Source organism: Lactococcus lactis, from assembly GCF_029023865.1.
Classification (GTDB): Bacteria; Bacillota; Bacilli; order Lactobacillales; family Streptococcaceae; genus Lactococcus; species Lactococcus lactis.
This window is the reverse complement of record NZ_CP118969.1, coordinates 1,933,140-1,952,918: the sequence shown is the minus strand read 5'-3', so window position 1 is coordinate 1,952,918 and position 19,779 is coordinate 1,933,140. Positions and strand designations below refer to the sequence as shown.

General features: G+C 35.7%; 23 protein-coding genes. 18 read left to right on the top strand and 5 right to left on the bottom strand.

The genetic code is table 11. The features are described from left to right. Positions 1 to 107 precede the first annotated feature (107 nt). The 4 genes from PYW37_RS09630 (at position 108) to serB (ending at position 3,801) form a co-directional block, all read left to right on the top strand. A complete protein-coding gene (locus PYW37_RS09630; protein ID WP_021723140.1) occupies positions 108 to 710 on the top strand; it encodes a lysozyme family protein in 603 nt (200 codons plus the stop codon). 126 nt (positions 711 to 836) lie between these two features. Next, complete coding sequence (gene serC, locus PYW37_RS09625; RefSeq protein ID WP_023189532.1) at positions 837 to 1,934, top strand: phosphoserine transaminase; 1,098 nt, start codon at positions 837 to 839, stop codon at positions 1,932 to 1,934. Beyond that, on the top strand, positions 1,931 to 3,127 hold the full coding sequence (locus tag PYW37_RS09620; protein ID WP_023189533.1) for a phosphoglycerate dehydrogenase: 1,197 nt from the start codon (positions 1,931 to 1,933) through the stop codon (positions 3,125 to 3,127). Before serC ends, PYW37_RS09620 begins: the two co-directional genes overlap by 4 nt. Before the next feature lie 23 nt (positions 3,128 to 3,150). Further along, a complete protein-coding gene (serB, locus tag PYW37_RS09615; RefSeq protein WP_023189534.1) occupies positions 3,151 to 3,801 on the top strand; it encodes a phosphoserine phosphatase SerB in 651 nt (216 codons plus the stop codon). 118 nt (positions 3,802 to 3,919) lie between these two features. Here serB and PYW37_RS09610 read toward each other — a convergent pair whose 3' ends face one another. Next, positions 3,920 to 4,213, bottom strand: a complete 294-nt coding sequence (locus PYW37_RS09610) for an acylphosphatase (RefSeq protein WP_023189535.1) — start codon at positions 4,211 to 4,213, stop codon at positions 3,920 to 3,922. Positions 4,214 to 4,536: 323 nt separating this feature from the next. Here PYW37_RS09610 and PYW37_RS09605 point away from each other — a divergent pair, with 323 nt between their 5' ends. Both PYW37_RS09605 and PYW37_RS09600 read left to right on the top strand, forming a co-directional pair. Further along, positions 4,537 to 5,295, top strand: a complete 759-nt coding sequence (locus PYW37_RS09605) for a TrmH family RNA methyltransferase (protein ID WP_025016865.1) — start codon at positions 4,537 to 4,539, stop codon at positions 5,293 to 5,295. Positions 5,296 to 5,353: 58 nt separating this feature from the next. Further along, positions 5,354 to 5,725, top strand: coding sequence for an inorganic diphosphatase (locus PYW37_RS09600; protein WP_023189537.1), 372 nt, complete (start codon positions 5,354 to 5,356; stop codon positions 5,723 to 5,725). Here PYW37_RS09600 and PYW37_RS09595 read toward each other — a convergent pair. The 3 genes from PYW37_RS09595 to PYW37_RS09585 all read right to left on the bottom strand — a co-directional run bounded on the left by PYW37_RS09595 (position 5,718) and on the right by PYW37_RS09585 (position 8,002). Then, positions 5,718 to 5,855: a hypothetical protein gene (locus PYW37_RS09595; protein ID WP_023189538.1), complete on the bottom strand. Its 138-nt coding sequence runs from the start codon at positions 5,853 to 5,855 to the stop codon at positions 5,718 to 5,720. The genes PYW37_RS09600 and PYW37_RS09595 overlap by 8 nt on opposite strands. Positions 5,856 to 5,904: 49 nt before the next feature. After that, positions 5,905 to 6,348: a flavodoxin gene (locus PYW37_RS09590; RefSeq protein ID WP_003129515.1), complete on the bottom strand. Its 444-nt coding sequence runs from the start codon at positions 6,346 to 6,348 to the stop codon at positions 5,905 to 5,907. Positions 6,349 to 6,496: 148 nt separating this feature from the next. Continuing rightward, complete coding sequence (locus PYW37_RS09585; RefSeq protein WP_025016864.1) at positions 6,497 to 8,002, bottom strand: MDR family MFS transporter; 1,506 nt, start codon at positions 8,000 to 8,002, stop codon at positions 6,497 to 6,499. 213 nt (positions 8,003 to 8,215) lie between these two features. Between PYW37_RS09585 and PYW37_RS09580 the strand changes: the two genes are divergently transcribed. The 3 genes from PYW37_RS09580 to PYW37_RS09570 all read left to right on the top strand — a co-directional run bounded on the left by PYW37_RS09580 (position 8,216) and on the right by PYW37_RS09570 (position 10,905). Beyond that, positions 8,216 to 8,842 (top strand): TetR/AcrR family transcriptional regulator, encoded by a 627-nt coding sequence (locus tag PYW37_RS09580; RefSeq protein WP_003129518.1) that lies wholly within the window; start codon positions 8,216 to 8,218, stop codon positions 8,840 to 8,842. 283 nt (positions 8,843 to 9,125) lie between these two features. After that, on the top strand, positions 9,126 to 9,980 hold the full coding sequence (locus PYW37_RS09575; protein WP_025016863.1) for a methionyl aminopeptidase: 855 nt from the start codon (positions 9,126 to 9,128) through the stop codon (positions 9,978 to 9,980). Between the two features lie 31 nt (positions 9,981 to 10,011). Further along, a complete protein-coding gene (locus PYW37_RS09570; RefSeq protein ID WP_010905463.1) occupies positions 10,012 to 10,905 on the top strand; it encodes a YihY/virulence factor BrkB family protein in 894 nt (297 codons plus the stop codon). A gap of 93 nt (positions 10,906 to 10,998) precedes the next feature. Here the strand turns inward: PYW37_RS09570 and PYW37_RS09565 are convergent, their stop codons facing one another. Then, a complete protein-coding gene (locus PYW37_RS09565) occupies positions 10,999 to 11,445 on the bottom strand; it encodes a GtrA family protein (RefSeq protein WP_003129522.1) in 447 nt (148 codons plus the stop codon). 146 nt (positions 11,446 to 11,591) lie between these two features. Here PYW37_RS09565 and PYW37_RS09560 point away from each other — a divergent pair, with 146 nt between their 5' ends. The 9 genes from PYW37_RS09560 (at position 11,592) to PYW37_RS09520 (ending at position 19,664) form a co-directional block, all read left to right on the top strand. Next, a complete protein-coding gene (locus PYW37_RS09560; protein ID WP_232238911.1) occupies positions 11,592 to 12,314 on the top strand; it encodes a TIM44-like domain-containing protein in 723 nt (240 codons plus the stop codon). Between the two features lie 31 nt (positions 12,315 to 12,345). After that, the gene (locus tag PYW37_RS09555) at positions 12,346 to 12,621 is read left to right on the top strand and encodes a DUF1294 domain-containing protein (protein WP_025016862.1); all 276 of its coding nucleotides are present in this window, start codon (positions 12,346 to 12,348) and stop codon (positions 12,619 to 12,621) included. A 105-nt stretch (positions 12,622 to 12,726) separates the two neighbouring features. After that, on the top strand, positions 12,727 to 12,903 hold the full coding sequence (locus PYW37_RS09550) for a DUF3272 family protein (protein ID WP_023189594.1): 177 nt from the start codon (positions 12,727 to 12,729) through the stop codon (positions 12,901 to 12,903). Positions 12,904 to 13,006: 103 nt separating this feature from the next. Then, entirely contained in the window at positions 13,007 to 13,936 is a 930-nt protein-coding gene (gene hprK / locus PYW37_RS09545) for an HPr(Ser) kinase/phosphatase (RefSeq protein WP_003129528.1), read from the top strand. Between the two features lie 63 nt (positions 13,937 to 13,999). After that, positions 14,000 to 14,803 (top strand): prolipoprotein diacylglyceryl transferase, encoded by an 804-nt coding sequence (lgt, locus tag PYW37_RS09540; protein WP_023189595.1) that lies wholly within the window; start codon positions 14,000 to 14,002, stop codon positions 14,801 to 14,803. A 104-nt stretch (positions 14,804 to 14,907) separates the two neighbouring features. Next, positions 14,908 to 15,327, top strand: coding sequence for a DUF948 domain-containing protein (locus PYW37_RS09535; RefSeq protein ID WP_003129531.1), 420 nt, complete (start codon positions 14,908 to 14,910; stop codon positions 15,325 to 15,327). 29 nt (positions 15,328 to 15,356) lie between these two features. Further along, positions 15,357 to 15,920 (top strand): YtxH domain-containing protein, encoded by a 564-nt coding sequence (locus tag PYW37_RS09530; protein WP_015425946.1) that lies wholly within the window; start codon positions 15,357 to 15,359, stop codon positions 15,918 to 15,920. A 132-nt stretch (positions 15,921 to 16,052) separates the two neighbouring features. Further along, complete coding sequence (gene gndA, locus PYW37_RS09525; RefSeq protein WP_003129534.1) at positions 16,053 to 17,471, top strand: NADP-dependent phosphogluconate dehydrogenase; 1,419 nt, start codon at positions 16,053 to 16,055, stop codon at positions 17,469 to 17,471. A gap of 180 nt (positions 17,472 to 17,651) precedes the next feature. Then, complete coding sequence (locus PYW37_RS09520; protein WP_025016861.1) at positions 17,652 to 19,664, top strand: KUP/HAK/KT family potassium transporter; 2,013 nt, start codon at positions 17,652 to 17,654, stop codon at positions 19,662 to 19,664. Positions 19,665 to 19,779: the final 115 nt, after the last annotated feature.

The following is a 19,779-nucleotide window of genomic DNA, read 5'->3' as shown; positions in this document are numbered from 1 at the left end:
ATTTAAAAGAGAAGTGTTATAATAGAACATATATAAAAAATGACTGCAAAAAATAATGATATGTGCTAGTAAAGAATAAGAGCAGTCAGAAAATTTAGGTAAGTGAAATGTTTAAAAAATTAATTGGATTAATAGTACTGATACTTCTTGTATTCAGTGGTTTTTATGTTTACCGTATGCATGAAAATGTGAAACACGTAATGTCTTATGAGGCAGAGGTCAAAAAAAGCCTTAAAGCACAAGGATTGAGTGGTGATACAAAGTTGGCTTTGGCAATTATTTATACAGAAACTAAAGGAAAACAAGTTGATATTATGCAATCAAGTGAAAGCTTGAATGGCACAACAAATACTTTCTCAACAGAACAAGAAAGTATTAAACAAGGTATTTCTAATTTGTCAAAAGTTTTAGAATACGCTTCACAAAAAAAGGTCGACGCTTGGGCAGGAGTTCAGGCTTATAACTATGGGAAAGCCTATGTTGATTACATAGCTGCCCATGGTGGAAAGAATACTATCGCTCTTTCTAAGGATTATTCTCGTGATGTCGTTGCGCCAAGTTTAGGAAATACAACGGGTGAAACTTATTATCATTTGACTCTGGATTCATTGATTTATAATAAAGGAAAACTCTACTCTAATGGTGGGAATATTTTCTATGCCAAAGAGGTTGAATGGAACATGCTCTTACTTGATTTATTAAATTGGTAAATTACTGTTAAGATAGAAAAACACAGTTGACTGTGCTTTTTTGTCGAACAGTATTTTTTTATATTTGAATTATCAGAAAATTATACTATAATAGTGATTAATAAATAATTTGAGGAAGTGAAATCGATGATTTATAATTTTGGCGCAGGACCCAGTGTACTTCCAAAGGAAGTCTTGAAGAAGGTTCAAGAAGAACTGTTAGACTTTGAAAAAAGTGGTATGTCAGTGATGGAAATTTCGCATCGCTCCAAGGCTTTCCAAAAAGTAATTGATGAGGCTGAGAACGATTTGCGTGATTTGATGTCGATTCCTCAAAACTATAAAATTTTGTTTTTACAAGGGGGAGCTTCCAGTCAATTTTCAATGGTTCCAATGAATTTGGCAATTGGCAAAAAGGCTTATTACAATATTTCGGGCGCCTTTGGTGAAAAGGCTTATGATGAAGCGGTGAAATTGAGTCATTTCCTTGATTTAATACCGATTAGTTTGGGCTCAACTAAAAAAGATAATTATAATCATCTATTGAAAATTGATAAATCTAAAATTGATGAAAAAAATGGGGCCTATCTCCATTTGACAACGAATAATACGATTGAAGGAACAAGTATTTTTCCTGAAAATTTGCCTGAGTTTGCAAGCCTTCCTTTGGTTGCTGATATGAGTTCAAATATTTTGGCGGTTGATTATGATGTGAGTAAATTTGGCTTAATTTACGCTGGAGCTCAGAAAAATTTAGGTATTGCTGGTTTAACCATTGTCATTATTCGTGAAGACTTATTGAATGAAGCTGAAAGCCTCTCATCAATGATGGATTATCAGATTTTGGTTGAAAATGGCTCGATGTACAATACCCCGCCGACTTTTGCTATTTATGTGGCCGGGCTGGTTTTCAAATGGGTAAAAGCGCAAGGTGGCGTAAAAAAACTCGAAGAAATGAATCAGAGAAAAGCTCAATTGTTGTATGATTTAATTGACCAATCTGACTTTTATCAGAACCCAATCAAAAATAAAGATGAGCGGTCGATTTGCAATGTTGTTTTTACAAGTCCAAGCCAAGAATTGGATGAGCTATTCACCCAAAAAGCTGAAGAAAAAGGTTTCAAATCACTCAAAGGTCATCGTTCCGTGGGAGGAATGAGAGCAAGTATTTACAACGCTTTTCCTTTAGAGGGGGTTGTTGAATTAGTGAAATTTATGAAAGAATTTGAAGAGGGATATAAATGACTTATCATATCAAAACAATTGGAAATAATATCGACCAAATTGCATTAGATGAAATTGGCGAAGGCTTTCTTGTTAATCAAGTGTCAGAAGCTGAATCTGACGCATTTATTTGTCGGGCTCAGCCTTTCCACGATTATGAATTTTCCAAAGCGCTTTTGGCGATTGGACGTGCTGGTGCTGGTTTTAATAATATTCCGATAGAAAAGTGTGCTAGTAAAGGGATTGTAGTCTTTAATGCGCCTGGTGGGAATGCCAATGCGGTTAAAGAATTAGTTTTGTCAATGATGATTTTTGGAACGCGTAATTTAAAACCAGCAAACAAATGGTTGACTGGTCAAAAAGGCGATGATAATACCATTGATGGGGCGGTTGAACATGGGAAAAAGGCGTTTTCTGGTTCTGAAATTTCAGGAAAAACTTTAGGGGTAATTGGCCTTGGGAATATTGGTTCAAAAGTTGCCAATGATGCACAGCGTTTAGGAATGAAAGTTATTGGTTATGACCCTTATCTTTCAATTGAGCACGCTTGGAACTTGTCACATCATGTTAAAAGAGTGAATGATTTGGCTGAGATTTTTGAGAAGGCAGATTATATCACGGTTCATACGCCAGCGACGGATGAAACGACGAAAATGCTCAATTGGAAAAATTTATCTAAGTGTAAAAAGGGAGTGATTTTGCTCAATTATGCACGAGATGAGATTACGGATAAAGAAGCAGTGCTTAAAGCGATTGATGAGGGAATTGTCCGCTTTTTTGGAACGGATTTTGGTTCTGAAAAATTTTATCATCATCCACAAGTTTTTTTAACTCCTCATTTAGGTGGTTCAACGGCGGAAGCCAGTTTAAATTGCACAAGAATGGCTCTGGATTCTGTTCAAACTTATTTGAAAACTGGCGAAATTATTAATTCAGTCAATTTTCCACGTGTTTTGCAAGAGTTGAATACGCTTTATCGTGTGACCTTAATCAATAAAAATGTGCCTAATGTTGTGGCTCAAATTTCACTTGCGGTGGCAGCAGAAAATATTAATATTGCTAATATTGTTAATCGTGGTCAAGGAGATTATGCCTATACTTTACTTGATTTGGATGAAAAAGATGAAGGAAAGTTGGCGGCTTTAGTTTCACGTTTTGAGGCTGCTGATAATATTATTCGTGTTCGCTTAATTGAAAATCAGAGTATAGTTTAAAAAACGAATGGAAAAGGAAGAAAATGGCTGCAAAAGGATTACTTGTGATGGATGTGGATAGCACATTGATTGAAGAAGAGGTCATTGATCTCTTAGGGGGAAAAGCGGGTATGGGTGATAAGATTTCAGAAATTACGGCTGCCGCCATGTCTGGCGAAATTGATTTTAAGGAATCTTTGAGAGAAAGGGTGGCTTTGCTTTCTGGTTTGCCCACAACTATTTTTGACGATGTTTACAAAGAAATTCATTTAACTAAGGGTGCAACGGGATTAATTGAAACTTTGCATGCGAAAGGCTGGAAAGTTGGCCTTGTTTCTGGTGGTTTTCATGAAATAGTGGATAAAATCGCAAGAGATTTAAAAATAGATTATGTTTTTGCTAATCGTTTGTCTGTGGAAAATGGCCATTTGACTGGAAAAACTCATGGGACAGTTGTGGATAAAGATTTCAAAGTTGATAGGCTTAAACAATGGGCAAATGAAAATAAGTTGAATTTATCTGAGGTTATTGCTGTAGGTGATGGCGCAAATGATATTCCAATGCTAAATACAGCTGGTATTGGGATTGCCTTTTGTGCAAAACCTGCGGTCAAAGCTGCTGTTTCCTATCATATTGATAAGCGAAATTTACTGACCGTTTTGGAATTTGTGGATAAACTTGCTGATAAAGAATAAAATGTAAATGTAAAAAATTACTGACGGAATTTCCGTCAGTAATTTTTCTTATCTGCCGCTTCAATGCTCGTTTCAGTCGCATTGAACTGACAAGCTTTTTGTTAGTATTTTTTAATTTCTAATATTTGATATTGAAGTCTGTGAAATCAGGAAAATTTGCAGGGATTGATTTGACATCAGTGACTTTAGCAAAGGGTGAAAGACGTCCTTTACTTGATTTTTCCCCACGAACAATGGCAGTGAATTCTTCTAATTTTTTTTCGTCCTCTGTTTGCGCGAGAATTTCAACTGTACCGTCATCATTATTCCAAACACGCCCTAAAATGCCCAGTTCACGCGCACTTATGATAACAAAATAACGAAATCCGACGCCCTGAACGCGCCCAGAAACAATCATTTTTACTTTGAACATCTTAAGACCTCCTAGCTTTATGTTGTTGAAATGATAATAATTGAAACGTTTTCTTTTATTATAACATAAGCACCAGCAAGATTGACAAAAATCTGATAAAAGTTTCACTGCTTATGCTTTGCTGTCCAAACCAAAGGGATCTATGTTTTTCATAAGTCACAATCACTCAGTGGGAAATTATCCTTTTTAGATGAAAGAACTAGCATATCTGTAAGCCAGTAAAGTGGCGACAGCTATCTTACACTTCATTTGATTATCAATGCAATGGGATACTGGCAATGTAAAACTTTGTTTCGCCTTACTGGCTATGATATAATTGGAGAATGGAAATCATCAGTTCAAAAGATAATAAAAAAATTAAAGAAGCAAGAAAATTGCTGACAAAAAAATACCGCAAAAATTCATATCTCATCGAAGGATTTCATTTGTTGGAGGAAGCGCTGAAAGCTGGTCGTTCAATAAAGCAAATTTTTGTTGAAGAAAATAAACTGACTAAACTGACAGAAATGATTGGGTCTGAAAAATCACTGACAGACTTATCTGTAAATCTGGTCAGTAAAGAAGTGTTGAAATCTTTAGCTGACAGCGAAAGTCCACAAGGACTGATTGCTGAAGTGACAAAAATTGAAGAAGTCATTGATTTTTCAGCAGCAAAATTTTTACTTTTAGAAAACGTACAAGACCCAGGAAATGTAGGGACAATGATTAGAACAGCTGATGCGGCTGGATTTTCGGCTGTTATATTACTTGGCGAAACCGCAGATATTTACAGTCCAAAGGTCATGCGGTCTATGCAAGGCTCAAATTTTCATTTGCCTCTTGTACGAATGGCTAAAGAAGATTGTTTTGCTCAACTTAAAAAAGCAGGCATTTCAATATTGACGACCACGCTGTCAGCAAATTCTGTGTCTTATAAAATAATCAATGAACCACGTTTTGCATTGATTATGGGAAATGAAGGGGCTGGAGTTTCTGACGAAGCCATTAAAGCTGCTGACAAACTCGTTCATATTGACATGCCAGGACAAACAGAATCTTTAAATGTGGCTGTAGCAGCTGGAATTTTGATGTTTTCATTATAAAATTACTGACAGAAACTCCTAGCATATTCGTAAGCGCTCAAGCGCTAACGACTATCCTATGACAGAAATTTTCTCGGTGCTGTCAGTAAAAATGGAGGTGGATATGAAGATTTACACTGCAAAAATGGACCGCCCAATGGGTTATGTTCATCATGGAACAACTTATCCAATAAATTACGGATACATTGAAGGAATAATTGCAGGAGACGGCGAAGAACAAGATGTTTATATTTTGTCAAATTTGCCCGAAAACCAAAAAGCCCTTCAGACATTCACTGGAAAACTTATTGCTATTGTCCACAGAAAAGATGATGTTGAGGACAAATGGGTACTGACCAGTCCAACTGAAAATTTCACAAAATCAGAAATTGAAAAAGCAGTTCATTTTCAAGAGCAATATTTTGACAGTGAGATTGAAATGGTCAAATAAATAAAAAATTACTGACAGACATCAAAAAAGTTACTGACGGAAATTCCATCAGTTCAATGCGACCAACGTGAGCATGGAATCGGTGGATAAGAAAAGCTACTGACGAGATTTTCGTCAATAGCTTTTTCATTCCCATTTTCTTTTTGTCAGTAGATTTTACGGATTTAATCTTAGCTCAATCAGTTAAAGTGAGCCGCCAAAGTTTCCGCAAAGGCTTCGAGATGAGCTTCGTCTTCATCTTCAGGAGACAAGTCAACACGAACAAGTTCAGCTCCTTTTGTTGCGCCAGTTTTTTCAAATTGCGCTTCAAACATATCGACACAGATACAGAAGTCATCATAGAAAGTATCACCTGACCCGAAACAACCGTAAATTTTACCAGATAAATCAACCTCAGCTAATTCTTCATAAAAATCGACAATTTCGTCAGGTAATTCACCGTCACCGTAAGTGTAAGTTCCAACGATACAAAGATCAGCATCAGCCATCTCATCGGCATCAACAGAAGAACATTCGTCAAGTTCTACTTCAAAACCTAATTCTTCAAGTTTATCAGCGACAATATCGGCACAAGCTTCAGTATTTCCTGTCATACTTGCATATACAATTTTTGCTAATGGCATTTTTTCACTCTCCTATAAGATGCAAGGAGCCATACAATTTAGCGCTCCAAGCTCAGTTAATTGATTAAAGTTCATCTATCTATTATTGAGATAATTCAATTCAATTATATCAAAAAACAAGTGAAATCAAAGCTAAAAACTACGAATTTTATTTGTTGACCTTCTTTTGTGAAAGGAACATGGCTGGAATAGCAATCACAATTAAAACAATCGAAGAGACAAGAAAGCCAAGTTGATAACCATTAAGCGTGACCGCTTTTTCAACAGAAGTTTTTGCTCTTGCAATGACAGTCGGTGTTAAATTGGTGTGCATCGCCGCTAATTGATGTAGTTTAGTTGTCATCTGTTCAGCAATTTCAGACGTCACAACCGCCGTCACAACTGCCGAGATGACGGCTGAACCAAAAGATGAACCAACGTTTTGAATGATTCTTTGTCCTACTGATGCACCAGGGATATCTTGTTTGTCTAAACCAATGAAAATATCAGTCATCATTGGCATTTGCAAACCACCAATTCCCATTCCACGAACAAATAAAACCAATCCCAACCAAATCAAATTTGTATTTTCGTGAACAAAAATGAAAGGAATTGTTCCAAGAAGGGAAATAGCCAGGGAAACAAGTACTACAGGACGAGCTCCCATACGGTCAATCATCTTCCCAATCAATGGTCGTGTCACCATCATACCAATCCCTTGAGGAATCAACATTAGACCTGCTTCAACGGCTGTAAAGCCTTTTATATTTTGAAAGAAAAGTGGCAGTAAAAGCATAGGTCCATTAGAAGCAATTCCAGCTAAAAAGATTCCAATATTCGCTGCAGTGAAGTTTTTAGATTTGAAAAATCTGAGCGGAAGAACAGTATTATTTTTGCGAATGCGATTATAAATTCCGTAAATAACAAACAAGGCTAAGCCAATGATGACAAAAGTAATCATTTGACTATTGAAAAAATTTTTAGCATTAGTTGAACCCTTCATCATTCCGTAAATTAATCCCACAGAACCGCCAGCCAAAAGGAGTGTTCCAAACCAATCTAGTTTAGCTTTAGGGTTGAAAGGTTTGAAAGAACTTAGATAAAAATGATTAAGGAGGACTGCAATAATTACTACCGGAATATTAACATAGAAAATCCAGTGCCAATTTGCTCCAGATACAATTGCACCACCAAGTACTGGCCCGATAATTGGTCCAAGAATAATAGGAGTTGAGACAACAGCCATCAATTGACCAAGTTTATCTGGAGGCGTAATTTGCATTAGCAGGGTTGTCATCAGTAAAGTGATAAAACCAGCTGAAAATCCTTGAACAGCTCGGAAAATGATAAAACTATCAATATTCCAAGCAATTCCAGATAAAAAGCTAAAAAGTCCAAAACTAAGGAGTGACCACTGCATTACTTTTTTTCCATCAATGTGATTGACAACATAACCACAGACAGGGACGGCTACAGCAAGTGCAAGAACGTAGCCTGTAATTGCCCACTGAATCATGTCTAGTGAAGTATGTAAGTCACTTTGAAGTTTGTTGATTGCGATATTGACCATGGTTGAATCAAGCATTGGAGCAATAGCACCAATGGCTAAAATCCAAGCATTTCGCGTCAATTCTTTTGGCAATTTTTCTTTTTCATTCTTTTTTGATTTTGCCATGTTAATCCTTTCTTTCGTCTGAGCGAAAACTAAGTTATCAAAACTTAGGAATTATAATTTAAAAATAACATACATTTTGTATCTTAAATACAAAATTATTATAAACCTAAGAATAAGTTTTGTCAACAATAAGATTCTTTTTGTATCTAATTTGATTTGTTGGTATTAGATAAAGATGATGTTATAATAGAATTAAGAAACACGAGGTCTCTTATGTTTGAAGAAAAAGAAAAAAAATCACCTAATCATTCTCGAAGAAGAGGGGATGAACTTAAGAAAGCAATTTATAAAGCTGCAGTTCATATTTTAGAAAATGAAGGCTATGAAAAAGTAACCTTTCAAAATGTTGCAAAAGAAGCCAAAACCACACGAAGCGTACTTTATCGTTATTGGGATGATGTTTTTGACTTAATTTTTGAAGCTGTCCGTTTCAATATTTCACAAAATCCTGAGTGGCGAGGAAATGTGATAGACCAAGAAATTAACAGTGGGAGCTTGCGGCAAGATTTAATTGAACTTTTAACCTTTATGAGAGAGAATTTTAAACTCTATCCCAAAGGATTTCTGGCCTTCGTTTCATTTATGCAGTCACAAGGAAAAAATGTTCTTGAATCGACTGTTGGCAATGTCCTTCCAAGTAATCTGATTATTATGGAACGCTTGCTTGCAAGGGCTCAGGAAAGAGGGGAAGCGCGTGAAAAAATTGGGCAAACAGCTAAGCTTTTACCTTTCCAGATGACCCGTTATCATATGCTCCTTGAAGGTCAATCCATGAATGATAAGCAAATTAATGAATTGGTAGATGAAGTTTTACTGCCAATTTATATAAAAAACACCTAGTTATAGGGAAATTTATGGTAAAATAAAGTGTATTTATACTAAATAGACTGTTTTGGATTACAAAAAAATCTGTTCAGTTGAATTAGCATTCAAAGTAATTTTGAAAAGGCTCATGATTGTCGAAGAAAATTCTTATAGATAAAGTCATAAATACTATCTTATAAGGATTCAGTAACCCCAGTAAATGAAAATTTATTTTTCGATGAAGTATGAGTCACTTCAAAACATTAATTTAAATAAAAAGAACTGAGTTTTTCTCAGAACTTTAGAAGGAAAGAATAAATTGATTACATTAAAATCGCAACGTGAAATCGAGCAAATGGAACGTAGTAGCAAAATTTTGGCAGATATCCACATTGGGCTTCGTGAGTTGATTAAACCAGGGATTGACATGTGGGAAATTGAAGAATATGTCCGCAAAGTTTGTAAAGAAAAAAATGTTTTACCTTTACAAATCGGAGTGGATGAAGGAAATTATAATCCATTCCCTTATGCTACTTGCTGCTGTTTGAATGATGAAGTGGCTCACGCATTTCCACGTCATCAAATTCTTAAAGATGGTGATTTGATTAAGGTTGACATGGTTCTCGGGTTGGTTGAAGATGGTTCTGTTGATGTTTCAAAACTTAATTTTGACGATGCTGAATCAATGGTTAAATATCAAGAAGAATTCCGCGGTGGCGTTGCTGACTCTTGCTGGGCTTATGCTGTAGGCCAAGTTTCTGACGAAGTAAAAAACTTGATGGATGTGACCCGCGAATGTCTCTATCTTGGAATTGAACAAGCCAAAGTAGGCAACCGCATTGGTGATATTGGGTCAGCTATTCAAGAGTACGCTGAAAGTCGTGGCTATGGTGTCGTTCGTGACCTTGTAGGACATGGCGTTGGACCAACAATGCATGAAGAACCAATGGTGCCCCACTACGGACGTGCTGGACGTGGACTTCGTTTACGCGAAGGAATGGTCTTAACCATTGAACCAATGATTAACACTGGGGGTTGGGAAATTGACCATGATGGTGAACGTGGTTACGTTACACTTGACGGAAGTTTATCATGTCAATACGAACACCAGTTTGTTATCACTAAAGATGGTCCTGTGATTTTGACTTCTCAAGGCGAAGAACGGACTTATTAATAAGTAAAAGGAAAAACAGATGAGAGGAAAGATGAAAAAAGTTATACAAAAAATTGCTGAGCTAACGACAACTTTTATGACTTTTTTCAAAAGTTCAGAAATGAGTCTGTCTTCAATTGCTGTTGCCTATTACCTTTTACTTGCAATCTTTCCTCTAGGATTGATTGTCGGAAATATTTTACCCTTCTTACATATCAATACAACAGCTTTATTGAGCTTTTTGTCTGAGCAACTCCCAAGTGATGTTTACAAAGGAATTGAACCAGTCATTAATAATCTCTTAAATCAAAGAAATACAGGTTTACTTTCACTCTCTGTCTTGGCAGGTTTTTGGACCTTTTCAAGAGCCTTATCTGCTCTACAAATGTCAATGAATAAAGCTTATGAAGTCTTTAATCATCGAGATTTTATTGTCAGTCGAATTATCGGTTTAGCTGCCGGATTTGCGATTTTACTCTTTCTTTACTTTTCAATTGTTCTCTCTACTTTTGGACAATTAATTCTTGAACAAGTTCATCGCTTATTTCCTTTTGATGATCATCTCTACCGAACTTTACACAATATGACTTTACCAGCGATTGCTGTAGCGACCTTTCTATCTTTGATGATGCTTTATTTTATCCTACCAAATGTTAAAATAAGAAAATTGAGATACACCATGCCTGGAACAATATTTTCAACCTTTGTTCTTGTTTTTCTAACCAACTGGATTGCAAAATATGTTAGCTTTGCACTTCAGCGATTAGATGACTTGAAATTGATTGGGTCATTGGTTGTCTTTGCACTGATGATTTGGTTTATTTTCATCGCCCGCGTTTTGATTATTGGCGCCATATTAAATGCTGTTTATCAAAAAACAAAAGTTGGTAAGATTGAAACACGACGTGGTGAAATTGTTGAATTCATCAAGGAAATTAGAAAATAAAAAATACTAATAAAAATGAAAAAAAATACTGACAGAAAATCTGTCAGTATTTTTTTCATCTTGTCAGTAATTTTCTATCAGTAAAAAATTAGTTTATTCTGTTAAATTTTTATCTTTTTTGAAGACAAAGAATTTTGAATAAAGATAGTTAATAACAATAATTAAAACTTGAACGACGAGGTTAAGAGCAGCAACCATATTATTTTTAGAAAGTCCAAAAAGATTCATCAAAATATCAGGATGTTGATCAATGAACCACCAGTTAATAAAGATGGATAGGAGTAAAAGAACAATTCGTCCTGAAGTAAAATTGATGAAATCACGTAATAAGTTTGATGATTCATGTTTGAAAACAAAAAGTTTATTGGTAAAAAATGCAAAAATAATACTTGAAGCTTGAGCGGCAGTTTCTGAACCCCAGCCAGAATGCCAAGCTTGCCAAGTTAACCATTTGACAAAGGCATAAACTGCTGTTGCTAGGACTCCAAAAATGAGATATCTAACAGTTTCAGACTTAAAAAGATTCATGAGTTTTTTCATGAGGTAATTATATCACACTCTTTTAATAGACTCCACTAAAAGTAGCAATTTAACAGATGTTTCAAATAAAAAGGGAAATAGGGTATAATAACAAAATATATATAATAAAATCAGTGACAAAGAAAAGGAAATAATTTTTGAATCAAATGATGAAGAAATTGGTTATTTTATTGCTCATCAGTGGCTTAGTTTTAGTCACACCTCATGCTTTTGCAACAGCAGGAGGATTTCGAGGGGGAGGAAATAGAAGTACAAGAACTGGCGGTAATTTTGGAGGTGGAAATACTAACAGCCATTATAGTAATACTGGTTCTAATAGCTATACTCCTAATTCGAGTACATCTAGAATGGGGAGCAGGTATAATAGAGGAAGGATTTGGAAATGGCTGATTGTGCTTGCCGGTCTCGGATTTTATTTTATAAGAAATAGAGTTAAACTTCCCTTTAAAAAAAGAGGTTATTTTCAAGAAAAGACATTAAATGATTCAGCTTTGTCAGCAGAAATAGAAGCAATTTTTCTAAAAGTTCAAGATGCTTGGGATAAACATGACTTACGAGCTTTGTCCGAATCTTATGGTGATAATTTATATGAAAAACATGAAAAAATTCTCCAAAAGATGAGTGACAAAGGTCAAATTAATCACACGCGTAGTGTGGTTTTGGATGGAATCACGCGTTATAAAGAAGTAAAAGATAATCAATTTGAAGTTGACCTCTATTTTGTAGCTATTGACTACCTTGTTTCTGTTAATTCTGGTCAAACTATTGCGGGAAATACTCAGGAAAGACGGGCGTTTAAACAACGTTGGACTTTTAGTGGTCAAAAAGGGGCTCTTCGAGTTGAGAAAATGAAAGAATTTAAAATCTAATGATATTTAGTATAGATGTGAAGGGAGAAAAATGATTCTTTATTTATTAGTTTTATTAGCAGTTTGGAATCTTATTGTTTTTGTTTTTTATGCGGTGGATAAGTACAAGGCCCAATATCATCTGTGGAGAATTCCTGAAAAATTTTTACTTGCACAAGCACTTTTAGGTGGAGGGATTGGAGCAATTTTGGCTGGGCATCTCTGTCATCATAAAACTAGAAAATGGTATTTCAATCTCTCATTGTACGTGGGACTATTGGTTGATGCTGGACTTATCTTTTTAATTATCAAATTCTTTGCTAAATAAATCATCAAATTGAAAATCTTTTTAGAAAATAAAAAGCTTTTTTTATTAAGTATTATTCAACACAATCCATTGACATTTCTGGCTTAAAAATGTCATAATAGAGGCATGCCTAAACAACGATTTTATTCTTTTATGATTGGAACGGTACTTGAAGCTTGGATTTTCAGCTGGTCCTTCCTATCTGCTTCGTGGTTTTTAGCCACGTTTTTCGGCTTTCTTTTATTACGCCGAATCTTCCTTGCTTATCGCTTGGATAAATTTATACGTGATATGAAAATGTGATTTTTATCACAATTTTTATTATAAAAGTACTGACAAAGTTTTATAACGAAAAAATATTCTCTGTCAGTTGTTCTTATTTATGAAATAATAGGGGAGACTTACAATGGCGGTTTCAGTTCAAGATTTACTTGACAAAATTCATTTTCATGTGATTTACTCAACAGAAACAGCATTACAAAAAGAAATTACAACTTCAGAAATTATGCGCCCAGGTTTAGAAATGGCTGGGTATTTTGATTATTTCACACCCGAACGAATTCAACTTTTTGGGATGAAAGAATGGTCATACATGATGACTGTAGTTGGGGATAATCGCTATGACCTCTTGAAAAAAGTCATGGCTAAAGAAACACCGGTTGTTATTGTTGCACGTAATTTAGAAATTCCTAGTGAAATGGTGGCAGCAGCTAAAAAGTCTGACATTGTTTTACTTCAATCGCGTGAAGCAACCAGCCGATTGAACTCAGTATTGACCTCATTTCTTGATGAACGTTTAGCTGAAAGAACGACTGTTCATGGTGTTTTGATGGATATTTTTGGGGTCGGCGTTCTTATTCAAGGGGCTAGTGGGATTGGTAAATCAGAAACTGGTCTTGAGTTAGTCAAACGTGGCCACCGATTAGTTGCTGATGACCGTGTAGATGTTTTTCAACGGGATGCATTCACACTTTCTGGGGAACCCGCAGAAATTTTGCGCAATATGATTGAAATTCGTGGCGTTGGGATTATTGACGTGATGAGTCTTTTTGGTGCTGGTGCTGTTAAAGATTCAACGGATATTGATATGGCTATATATTTAGAATACTACGATAAGGAAAAAGCTTTTGACCGTTTGGGAAATGCACCGACTATTGTTGAATTTTCTGATGTTGAAGTCCCACAAACCCGCATTCCTGTAAAAACTGGGCGGAATGTGTCAGTAATTGTTGAAGCTGCGGTTATGAATTTTAGAGCTAAGCAAATGGGTTTCGATGCCACAAAAACTTTTGAAGACCGTCTCACTGATTTAATCAGTCATAATAAAGAATCATAAGATAAAACTTAGAAATTACTGACCGAAAATTCTGTCAGTAAATTTAGAAAACTGATAAAAAATATGAATAATCTATTTCCCTTTTTAGCTTTAAATAAGATTGCACTCCAATTAGGGCCGCTAGCCATTCACTGGTATGCTATTTTTATTGTGGGCGGTGCCGCATTAGCCGTTTGGCTCGCATGTAAAGAAGCCCCAAAGCGTAATATAAAAACCGATGATATTATTGATTTTGTTCTCTTTGCCTTTCCTTTAGGAATTGTTGGAGCGAGACTTTATTATGTCATTTTCCAATGGTCTTACTATAGTCAACATCCTTCACAAATCATTGCCATGTGGGATGGTGGCGGAGCCATCTATGGAAGCTTAATCGCTGGAGCAATTGTCCTCTTTGTCTTTAGCTACTATCGAATGATTCATCCGCTAGATTTGCTTGATATTACTATCCCGGGTGTTTTTCTTGCTCAGGCAATGGGACGTTGGGGGAATTTTGTCAATCAAGAAGCCTATGGAAAAATTGTTTCAAATTTAGACTGGCTACCTGCTTTCATTAGAAATCAAATGTTTATTGATGGTCATTATCGAATGCCTACCTTCCTTTTTGAAAGTATTGGTACACTAAGCGGTTTTATTCTGGTCATGGTCTTTAGGCATCGAATTAAAGGATTAAAACGTGGGGATATTTTTAGTTTCTACCTCGTCTGGTATGGAGCCGTTCGTTTTATTGTTGAGGGAATGCGAACAGATAGCCTAATGTTAGGACCTGCTCGTGTGTCACAATGGCTTTCAGTTTTATTAGTAATTGTAGGACTTGTTCTCTTTATTTATCGCAGAATGAAAAAAAATGTAAGTTATATTAGAAAATAGCGAAACAATTTGTTATAATTAAGTCAAATAGAATCGCTTTCATCAAAATGAAAGAAGATTGAAAAAATGGGTGCTGATTTATACCCGAATAAAGAGGAGGAAACGTGGGAAATATTGCATTATTGATTATCGCGATAGCATTTGCTGTATTGGTGGTCTTCTTAGTTATTGTATTACATAAAGTTTCTAAGGTTGTTGAAGAAGCCAACCGTACGGTTAAATTAGTTTCTAGCGATGTAGATGTCTTACTTCATCAAGCTGATGGCATAATGACTAAAGCCAATACCTTGCTTGATGATGTTAATGGGAAAGTCGCCACGATTGACCCTTTGTTTACAGCGGTTGCTGACTTGTCTGAAAGTGTTTCAGACATCAATGCTTCAAGTCGTAAACTTGTGACACGTCTTAATAGAGGTTCAACAAAACGAAAAACAACCTCAGCTTCAGCAGTAGTTTTGGCAAAAACAGCCAAAAAATTCTTTGTTAAAAAAGATAAAACTGAAGCGGGTGTAAAAGTAAATTAAACTTGCTTACGAAAGAAAGGACTTAACCGATGTCAAAAAAAACAGGATTTCTAGTTGGTGCTTTAGTTGGTGCCGCAGCTGCTCTATTTTTAGCTCCTAAAAAAGGAAGCGAACTCCGCGAAGGGGCTGGAAAAATTTATGATGATTTAAAAGAAAATCCTCAAGAAACATTGACTGGAATGAGAGATACTGCTCTTGATTTCTCAGCTGAAAAATTTAATGAGATCAAAGAAAAATTTGATTCAGGTGAAATTTCAGCTGACAAGGCCAAAGAATTTTTGCTTTCAAAACGTGATTTAATTATGGAAAAAGTTGACTCAGGTGAACTGTCTAAAGATTCAGTTGTTGATTTCTTCAATGATACTAAAGATGCTGTCGTTGAAAAAATTAATTCAATGAAAGACAGTGGAGAAGAACTCTTTGATGAAAATGAATCAGACATCTCAGAAGAAGCCGCAGAAGTTGTGGCTAAGTTCAGTGATGCCAAAGATGAAGTGAAAGAAGATATTGATACTGAGTCTCTTGCTGAAGAAGCGAAAAAAATTGCTGACAAAGCCAAAGAATTAACAAATTTTCCTGACGAAAAAGAATAAAATTTAAAATCTGTCTTTAAGGCAGATTTTTTTGTCATGTAAAATATTTACATACTTAACTATGGTAATTGGAAATAAATTGCGTTATACTATATATTATAGAATATAAAGAAATACTCTGGAGGATTTCAAATGGCACAAGCAAACTTTGGTGTTGTCGGAATGGCTGTAATGGGGAAAAACCTTGCACTCAACGTAGAGTCACGTGGTTATACCGTTGCAATTTACAACCGTACGACTTCAAAAACTGAAGAAGTTTATAAAGAACATCAAGATAAGAATCTTGTTCTCACTAAAACACTTGAAGAATTTGTTGGAAGTCTTGAAAAACCACGTCGTATCATGCTCATGGTTCAAGCAGGAGCAGCGACAGATGCGACAATTAAATCACTTTTACCACTCTTGGATAAAGGCGATATCTTGATTGATGGTGGAAATACTCATTTCCCAGACACAATGCGTCGTAATGCTGAACTTGCAGACTCAGGTATTAACTTCATCGGTACAGGAGTTTCTGGTGGTGAAAAAGGTGCGCTTTTAGGCCCATCAATGATGCCTGGTGGTCAAAAAGAAGCCTACGATTTGGTTGCACCAATTTTTGAACAAATCGCAGCTAAAGCTCCTCAAGATGGTAAACCATGTGTGGCTTACATGGGAGCAAACGGTGCTGGACATTACGTTAAAATGGTTCACAACGGAATTGAGTACGGCGATATGCAATTGATTGCTGAATCTTATGATTTGTTGAAACGTGTTCTTGGTCTTAGCAATGCAGAAATTCAAGCCATTTTTGAAGAATGGAATGAAGGCGAACTTGATAGCTACCTCATTGAAATCACTAAAGAAGTATTGAAACGTAAAGATGATGAAGGCGAAGGCTACATCGTTGATAAAATTCTTGATAAAGCAGGAAACAAAGGAACTGGTAAATGGACTTCAGAGTCTGCCCTTGACCTTGGTGTACCACTTCCATTGATTACAGAATCAGTATTTGCTCGTTACATTTCAACTTATAAAGATGAACGTGTTAAAGCAAGCAAAGTTTTATCTGGACCAGCGGTTAATTTCTCAGGCGATAAAAAAGAAGTCATTGAAAAAATCCGCAAAGCGCTATATTTCTCAAAAATTATGAGTTATGCTCAAGGATTTGCTCAACTTCGTAAAGCTTCAGAAGAATTTGATTGGGACTTGCCTTACGGTACAATTGCACAAATTTGGCGTGCTGGATGTATCATTCGTGCAGAATTCCTCCAAAATATTACTGATGCTTTCGACAAAGATAGCGAACTTGAAAACCTCTTGCTTGATGACTACTTTGTAGACATCACAAAACGTTATCAAGAAGCTGTTCGTGATGTAGTTTCACTTGCTGTTCAAGCAGGAATTCCAATTCCAACATTCACATCAGCAATTAGCTACTACGATAGCTATCGTTCTGAAAATCTTCCAGCTAACTTGATTCAAGCCCAACGTGATTACTTCGGTGCTCACACTTATGAACGTACAGACAAAGCTGGAATCTTCCACTACGACTGGTACACGGAAGATTAAGTTGAAAAATAATTAATTAAAAGCTAGAATTTTCTAGCTTTTTTTCTTATAAATTTTGCAGTATTATTTAGACCATTTTTTAACAAAAAATCAAGAAATTGTTATATGATTTAGGTAATCGAATGTGAATTATTTACTTTGATAAATTTTATGGAACTAGAGAAAGTTGAGGAAATTAGAATGGGTTATGAATCTAATCGCTCATTTAATAAAGCAACAGGTGCCGGTTTCATCATCGCAATGGGAATTGTTTATGGCGACATCGGAACGAGCCCTCTTTACACAATGGAATCAATTGTCCAAGGCCAAGGGGGGCTTGAGCGAATCTCAGAAACGTCAATTATTGGGGCACTTTCGCTCATTATCTGGACGCTGACATTAATTACAACAGTCAAATATGTGTGGATTGCTTTAAAAGCGGATAATAATCATGAAGGCGGAATTTTTTCATTATTTACTCTCGTTCGCAAGTATGCAAAATGGTTAATTATTCCGGCAATGATTGGTGGTGCTGCTTTGCTTTCTGACGGAGCCTTAACACCTGCCGTAACGGTTACGTCAGCAATAGAAGGCTTGAGGTCAATTCCAGCTTTTCATGAAGCTTTTGGTCAGCAGAAATTACCGATTGTTATTATTACTTTAGCGATTTTAGCGGTCTTATTTTTAATTCAACGATTTGGAACTTCAATCGTTGGTAAAGTGTTTGGACCAGTCATGTTTATTTGGTTTAGTTTTCTTGGAATTACGGGTTTGATTAATCTCTTTGGTGATTTTTCTGTTCTTCAAGCAATTAATCCTTATTGGGCAATTCATTTACTTTTAAGCCCAGAAAATAAAGCTGGAATTTTTGTTTTAGGTTCAGTCTTTCTGGCAACGACGGGCGCAGAAGCTCTTTATTCCGATTTAGGACACGTTGGTCGGGGAAATATTCATGTCAGTTGGCCTTTTGTTAAAGTTTGTATCATCCTATCCTATTGTGGGCAAGGGGCTTGGCTTTTACAAAATCGCGGAAAATCATTAGGAGATATCAATCCATTTTTTGCTGTCCTTCCTCAAAATTTAATCATTTTTTCAGTAATTTTAGCAACCTTGGCGGCAATTATTGCCTCACAGGCATTGATTTCTGGTTCATTTACTCTTGTGTCAGAAGCTATTCGTCTTAAACTCCTTCCTCGATTAAGAATTTTTTATCCAGGAGAAACTTTCGGACAATTATATATTCCAGCCGTAAATTTGGGACTCTGGTTGGCAGCGAGTTTTATTGTTGTCTATTTCCAAAGTTCTGCTCACATGGAAGCGGCTTATGGTTTAGCAATCACAGTAACCATGCTTATGACAACAACATTGTTAACTGTCTATTTAAGTCACTATCAAAAAGTTAAAAAAGTATTGGTTGGCCTATTTTTCACCGTCTTTATCTTTATTGAAGGCTTGTTTTTTGCAGCTTCCGCTGTAAAATTTATGCATGGCGGTTATGTCGTTGTGATTATTGCTGCCATGATTCTATTTGTTATGGCAATCTGGCATAAATCTGATCAGCTTTTTTATAAATATCTTAATTCTTCAAATCTTAATGATTATAAAGAACAAATGGACAAACTCCGCAAAGATGAAACTTACGACCTTTATCATACGAATGTTGTTTATTTAACGGCTAAAATGGATAAAGAATGGATTGACCGTTCAATCTTGTATTCTATTTTGTATAAGCGTCCTAAAAAAGCTAAAGTTTACTGGTTTGTGAAGGTTAATGTTACAGATGAGCCTTATACTTCTGAATACGAAGTGGATATGCTAGGAACTGATTTTATTGTCTGTGTTAATCTATATCTCGGTTTTCATATGCGTCAAGAAATTCCTAGGTATTTACGGACGATTGTGACCAACTTGATGGAGTCAGGACGATTACCACAACAAAATCAAACTTATAGTATTACACCAGGACGAAAAGTTGGGGATTTCCGTTTTATTATTTTAGAAGAAAAACTAATTAATGCAAGACAAATGCCTGGATTTGAACGATTTGTTCTTCAAACAAAAGAGCAAATTAAAAAAATTACAGCTTCGCCAGCACGTTGGTTTGGTCTTCACTTTTCAGAAGTGACGGTTGAAACTGTTCCTTTGGTTCTCTCGGATGTTAAAAATTTGGAAATTCACGAACGAATTTCAGAAGAAAATCAAGGAGAAGCATAATAAAATAAAATCAATCAAAAGATAGCTTACTGTTGCTATCATCGCTTTTGTGATGATTACTGTATTATATATAAAACTGTGAGAAATAAATAAATATAATTTCCCGCAGTTTTTT

Excerpts from the sequence above, each read along its gene's own strand:
- PYW37_RS09620 (WP_023189533.1), top strand. The coding sequence starts at position 1,931 with ATGACTTATCATATCAAAACAATTGGAAATAATATCGACCAAATTGCA.
- PYW37_RS09560 (WP_232238911.1), top strand. The coding sequence starts at position 11,592 with ATGATGAAGAAATTGGTTATTTTATTGCTCATCAGTGGCTTAGTTTTA.
- PYW37_RS09600 (WP_023189537.1), top strand. The coding sequence starts at position 5,354 with ATGACAGAAATTTTCTCGGTGCTGTCAGTAAAAATGGAGGTGGATATG.
- hprK (WP_003129528.1), top strand. The coding sequence starts at position 13,007 with ATGGCGGTTTCAGTTCAAGATTTACTTGACAAAATTCATTTTCATGTG.
- PYW37_RS09590 (WP_003129515.1), bottom strand. The coding sequence starts at position 6,348 with ATGCCATTAGCAAAAATTGTATATGCAAGTATGACAGGAAATACTGAA.
- PYW37_RS09595 (WP_023189538.1), bottom strand. The coding sequence starts at position 5,855 with ATGAAAAAGCTATTGACGAAAATCTCGTCAGTAGCTTTTCTTATCCAC.
- lgt (WP_023189595.1), top strand. The coding sequence starts at position 14,000 with ATGAATAATCTATTTCCCTTTTTAGCTTTAAATAAGATTGCACTCCAA.
- PYW37_RS09630 (WP_021723140.1), top strand. The coding sequence starts at position 108 with ATGTTTAAAAAATTAATTGGATTAATAGTACTGATACTTCTTGTATTC.
- PYW37_RS09580 (WP_003129518.1), top strand. The coding sequence starts at position 8,216 with ATGTTTGAAGAAAAAGAAAAAAAATCACCTAATCATTCTCGAAGAAGA.
- serB (WP_023189534.1), top strand. The coding sequence starts at position 3,151 with ATGGCTGCAAAAGGATTACTTGTGATGGATGTGGATAGCACATTGATT.
- PYW37_RS09585 (WP_025016864.1), bottom strand. The coding sequence starts at position 8,002 with ATGGCAAAATCAAAAAAGAATGAAAAAGAAAAATTGCCAAAAGAATTG.
- PYW37_RS09520 (WP_025016861.1), top strand. The coding sequence starts at position 17,652 with ATGGGTTATGAATCTAATCGCTCATTTAATAAAGCAACAGGTGCCGGT.
- PYW37_RS09565 (WP_003129522.1), bottom strand. The coding sequence starts at position 11,445 with ATGAAAAAACTCATGAATCTTTTTAAGTCTGAAACTGTTAGATATCTC.
- gndA (WP_003129534.1), top strand. The coding sequence starts at position 16,053 with ATGGCACAAGCAAACTTTGGTGTTGTCGGAATGGCTGTAATGGGGAAA.
- PYW37_RS09550 (WP_023189594.1), top strand. The coding sequence starts at position 12,727 with ATGCCTAAACAACGATTTTATTCTTTTATGATTGGAACGGTACTTGAA.
- PYW37_RS09610 (WP_023189535.1), bottom strand. The coding sequence starts at position 4,213 with ATGTTCAAAGTAAAAATGATTGTTTCTGGGCGCGTTCAGGGCGTCGGA.
- PYW37_RS09570 (WP_010905463.1), top strand. The coding sequence starts at position 10,012 with ATGAAAAAAGTTATACAAAAAATTGCTGAGCTAACGACAACTTTTATG.
- PYW37_RS09555 (WP_025016862.1), top strand. The coding sequence starts at position 12,346 with ATGATTCTTTATTTATTAGTTTTATTAGCAGTTTGGAATCTTATTGTT.
- serC (WP_023189532.1), top strand. The coding sequence starts at position 837 with ATGATTTATAATTTTGGCGCAGGACCCAGTGTACTTCCAAAGGAAGTC.
- PYW37_RS09530 (WP_015425946.1), top strand. The coding sequence starts at position 15,357 with ATGTCAAAAAAAACAGGATTTCTAGTTGGTGCTTTAGTTGGTGCCGCA.
- PYW37_RS09605 (WP_025016865.1), top strand. The coding sequence starts at position 4,537 with ATGGAAATCATCAGTTCAAAAGATAATAAAAAAATTAAAGAAGCAAGA.